Consider the following 4,297-nt stretch of genomic DNA (forward strand, 5'->3'; position numbering starts at 1 on the left):
TTGGAAGAACGTATTGAATATTATTTTCTCTGGAAGACTTTTTTGCTGCTCTTAATTTCTTGAAAAATGATTTGTCTTTATTGATGTAAGCAGAATAAACAGCGTTGTAATAATAAGGTTCTTCGCTTAATTCTACAACTTCAACTGTAAAACCTCTGTCTTGTGTTGTCAAATTTTTTACTATTAATGAAAGTGTGTCACCCTTAGAATTTGTCTTATTGAAAATACTGTCAATTGCTAAAACTTGACCTTTGCTTTCTATAGATTTTTGTCCAAATGATTCATCATTAGAAAAAAGAAAGTAAAAAACAATAAGTATTACTCGTGTCATCTTTTAAATATTCGGGGAATGTCAAACAAAGTAGCAGCCAACGGCTAGGGCTTTATGCAGGTTGGGAAATATCCCGAATGCTTTCGGGACGTCTGCCCGTAACCGCTGCTGAGTAAAGTTAATAAATGCTGATAATAAGAACTAAAGCTTAATCGATATTCTTCTGCCCGAGCTGAAGTGGATTATTGCTGAAAAAGCTTATTGTTATTCCTTCTGCCCAACTTGCACAAAACCCAATGTTAATGGCATACCCTTCTCTGTCAACTGTTAGTTACCAAAATTTCCAAAAAGGTTTCTTTACATCTTTTAAGTCATAACGTTTGTAACTTCCACCAATAATTTCTTTTGAGTCAAGGTTAAAAGAGAAATTTACCCACTCGTCAGAATCGTTCATTGGGTCAAAAGAAAGTCCACTTACGATTTTGTCTTTAACAACTAAATCTTTAATGCCATCCCAAGAAATTCTTTCACTTCTCCAAATTGTTGCATCACTATTGATAATTTCTAAGTCTGTTATGTCTGCTGCTACAAAAATATTGTCTTTGGTAGTTATTATTTCTGTTATTGCATATCCAAAAGTTTTAAGTGGCTTTTGTTGGTCAGGTGTAATAAGATAACCTTGTCCACTTGCTATGACTACAATTTTGTCTGTATCAGGTATTTCAAAAACATTTGAATATTTTGTACAACCTGTTTTAAAATTACCAACCCAATTTGTCCCATCACTTTTAAAAAATCGAACAACAAACTCTTCATTATAAAATTCAATGCCGTCTTCCGAAATTGGAATATACATATCTCCATATGTTGGAAGTCCGCCTAATATTTCATATTTTCTTTGAAGTTGCATAATGTGTCCAACAGGGTTGCCACTAACGGGCAGGTATTGCCGATGGTGGGGAAATTTAATTCCGTCCGCCGGGAACTGCTGCCTGGCTTTTTGATAAAGATAAATATTAAGAACTAAAGCTGGGCTTTATTCGTCGAGCCCAGAACTGCAGTAAAATAGAATTACCGCTGCTGATTGTTTCAATGTCAAGCCCCACTATTGGCAATACCAATGTTAGCGGCTGTATTGTCGTGCCACATAAATAACAACACCAATTGCAGCCAATCCTAAAAGCCCGAACAACCAATAATTATTTTTTGATTTTGGCAATTCTTGGATGGTTTCTTTTTTTGAGGTTTGATTTTCTCTGCCGATAATTTTATTGATGGCAAAAGTGTCAATCGTCAAAAGGGAAACATACCAACCATTTGTATTATATCTTACCGTGTCTCGCCTTTGTTGATTTTTAATAATGCTTGGATTTTGAGCTGAATAAATAATTACTTTTATTAAATCAGCCCAAATTAGTTTTCCTAATCGGTAGTCAATGTTATAAATGATTTTGATGCCAATAGCTTTATATGCATTTTTTTTCTTCGTTGAACTTATGTCTATTGGAGCTTCTCTACTTCGGAATGTATTTAGACCGTTATTTTTTTCAGATGCAATAGTTTCTTGATTCCAATAATAGTCAAAAATGTAGTCGTTGTCAATTTCTATTAACGTGTCATAACCAATAGAAAAAAAATTTGAAAAAGTGGCATCTGGAAAACTCAACTGTTCTTGATTAATTAAAACCCATATTTGCAAACTGGTGTCTTGTCGATTTATTACTGAAACAATTTTATTCAGAATACTGTCAAGCGTTGATTGATTTTTAAAGTCACAAGGTGCTACATATTTTATTGTTACTCCTGCTTTATTGCTTGTCCAAATGCAATCCATATTTGCTTTCACAAAAAAAGATGATGTTAAGAAAGATATTGTTAGAAGTAGGGTTTTCATAATATAGCTGCTAACGGGCAGGGCTTGCTGCAGAGCTGGAATTCATTGCTTGTCCGCCCGGAATCGCTGCTGACCTGCCTGCCGGCAGGCAGGTTAAAGATATAAAAGTACAGGTTAACAAACAAAAGTTCAAGAGTGTTTGTCCAGCCCAGATGAAGCACAAAAGCGATAAAATAACCATTGCTACAATGTCCAACCAGCCTTGCATAAAACCCCATGTTGGTGGCAGTATTAGTCTACCTTAGTTTTTTAAGTTGCCCTTTTGCCTTTCTGTGTCCGTACTCAAAAGCCTTTGTAAAAAAATGTATTGCCCAACGATTTGATTGTTTAACTCCATCACCGTCTGCGTAACAATGCCCCAAGTTATAAAGAGCCTTAGGATCATTTTTTGCCGCTGCTTTTTTATACCATTCAACTGCTTTCTTCTCGTCTTTTTTTACACCATGTCCGTAAAAATATGAGTAGCCTAAATCCCGTTGTGCTTCTGTGTCACCTTGTGATGCTGATAAAGAATACCATTGAACTGCTTTTTTATAGTCCTGTTTTACATACTCTCCATTTGCATAAAAAAAGCCAATGTTATATTGACTTTCCATGTGTCCTTGTTTGGCTGCTTTTAAAAACCATTTGTAAGCCAATTCAATATTTTTGTCTGTTCCGTAGCCATGGTCATAACAAGTGGCTAAATAAAATTGAGCTCTTTTATGTCCGCAGGTTGCAGAACAATACCACAACGAAAATATGTCGTCCCACTTTTTCTTTTTAGTCTTTGTTTCAAAAGCAAGTTTGTAGCCAAGGCGAAACATTTTATCAACTTTGTATTTGCTAAATTTCATCTTGTCTTACCAGATTTTTTTCGTCGGATTATTTTATGAAACGTGATGTCGAAAAATATTGCCCTCAACGTTGAAGCATTTGCGATGGCATGGCAATAACGAACTGTCAGCCGGAACAAATGCTTAATTGAAAAACTAAAGTTGAAGATAAGTACAAATGTTCAACAGCGTAATGTCTGCCGAAACTTAGCTGAAAAACGATTTGCAGCCGACGTTTATTCCGTCAGCCATGCTATTGCAAATGCACCTGTTGGGCGCTGGCAAAGTCCAAATTAGAGTGTCAGCAAGTGCCAATTGCAGTCTTGTCTGAAAGTATTTAGTTTGAAATGGTTCTTTTTCTTCCGTTTAAAATTTGTAAAGTCAAATTGATAGATGCGTCCATTGTCTTTGTCCCAATAAACATGTTTATATATAACCGTTTTATTTGGATACATATCTTGTGAAATTATGTCCCAGTTACGTTTAAGCCGTTTATAACAACTGTCACTATCTTCTTTCGGAATAGTGTTTTTATAGTTTATTTGAATGACCTCAACGTTTGAACTGTCACTAAGATTTATATCTTGGCAATGCAACAATGAATAAAGTATTTCATTCAAAACCTTTCCTGCTGTTCCAGTGGTGTCGTTTAAATCCAAGATTTCTAAACAACTATTAAGCTCCTTTTCAAAAGTCGTGTTTATCGGTTTTGTATTTTGGCTTAAGCTGTCAAATTTAAACTTCCAATAGTCACGATATGCATTTGAAAAAAGAGGAATGGCGTAAGAATGTAAACTTGAATTTGTGACCAAAATAATCTGTTGTTTGTCGTCAACAGAATCAGGTTGCGAATAAAGTTTGATCGTTAAACGTGGCTTTTCTAATGAAACACTTCTTACTAAATTATAATTATGCGACCGAGTGTTGGAAGTTGTCTCTAATTGGGGAAATCTACTAATAAGGCTGTCAATCGTTGTTGTGTCTTTGTTCTGTCGCCCACAACCAAGTATTGTCAAAAAGCATACTACTAAAAGAAAAACTTTGTTTATTTGAAGCATTTGGTTTTGTCAATAAGATTCAAAAGTCCGCGATTTCCACACGCTGCAAATTGCTTGCGCCCAACGACCGAGTATTGCTGCAGGACGGGATATTTTATAACGTCCTGCCGGAACAACTGCTGATTGAAAATATGACCCGTCCTGAAAAAAGTTGACTGGTTAAGTTAATAAATCCTGCTATTAGTTGACTAAGATAAAACATCCTTAATAAGGTTGATTAAAAAAGTTTTTCGCTAGGCGTGGGCAGAAAAATATTTTC

5 protein-coding genes are annotated in these 4,297 nt (G+C 35.3%); all 5 read right to left on the minus strand.

Annotated elements, in window-relative coordinates; all coding sequences use genetic code 11:
* Positions 1-331, minus strand: a 331-nt coding sequence (locus tag ACYVM0_RS26905) for a hypothetical protein (protein ID WP_460562589.1), incomplete at its 3' end; no start/stop codon positions are given.
* Positions 332-602: 271 nt separating this feature from the next.
* Positions 603-1,181, minus strand: a complete 579-nt coding sequence (locus ACYVM0_RS26910; protein WP_460562591.1) for a hypothetical protein — start codon at positions 1,179-1,181, stop codon at positions 603-605.
* A gap of 213 nt (positions 1,182-1,394) precedes the next feature.
* Complete coding sequence (locus ACYVM0_RS26915; protein WP_460562593.1) at positions 1,395-2,165, minus strand: hypothetical protein; 771 nt, start codon at positions 2,163-2,165, stop codon at positions 1,395-1,397.
* Positions 2,166-2,401: 236 nt separating this feature from the next.
* Positions 2,402-3,001: a tetratricopeptide repeat protein gene (locus tag ACYVM0_RS26920; protein WP_460562595.1), complete on the minus strand. Its 600-nt coding sequence runs from the start codon at positions 2,999-3,001 to the stop codon at positions 2,402-2,404.
* Positions 3,002-3,273: 272 nt separating this feature from the next.
* Positions 3,274-4,038, minus strand: coding sequence for a hypothetical protein (locus ACYVM0_RS26925; RefSeq protein ID WP_460562597.1), 765 nt, complete (start codon positions 4,036-4,038; stop codon positions 3,274-3,276).
* Positions 4,039-4,297 lie beyond the last annotated feature (259 nt).

This window comes from Ferruginibacter profundus, from assembly GCF_054783275.1.

Excerpts from the sequence above, each read along its gene's own strand:
- ACYVM0_RS26920 (WP_460562595.1), bottom strand. The coding sequence starts at position 3,001 with ATGAAATTTAGCAAATACAAAGTTGATAAAATGTTTCGCCTTGGCTAC.
- ACYVM0_RS26925 (WP_460562597.1), bottom strand. The coding sequence starts at position 4,038 with ATGCTTCAAATAAACAAAGTTTTTCTTTTAGTAGTATGCTTTTTGACA.
- ACYVM0_RS26915 (WP_460562593.1), bottom strand. The coding sequence starts at position 2,165 with ATGAAAACCCTACTTCTAACAATATCTTTCTTAACATCATCTTTTTTT.
- ACYVM0_RS26910 (WP_460562591.1), bottom strand. The coding sequence starts at position 1,181 with ATGCAACTTCAAAGAAAATATGAAATATTAGGCGGACTTCCAACATAT.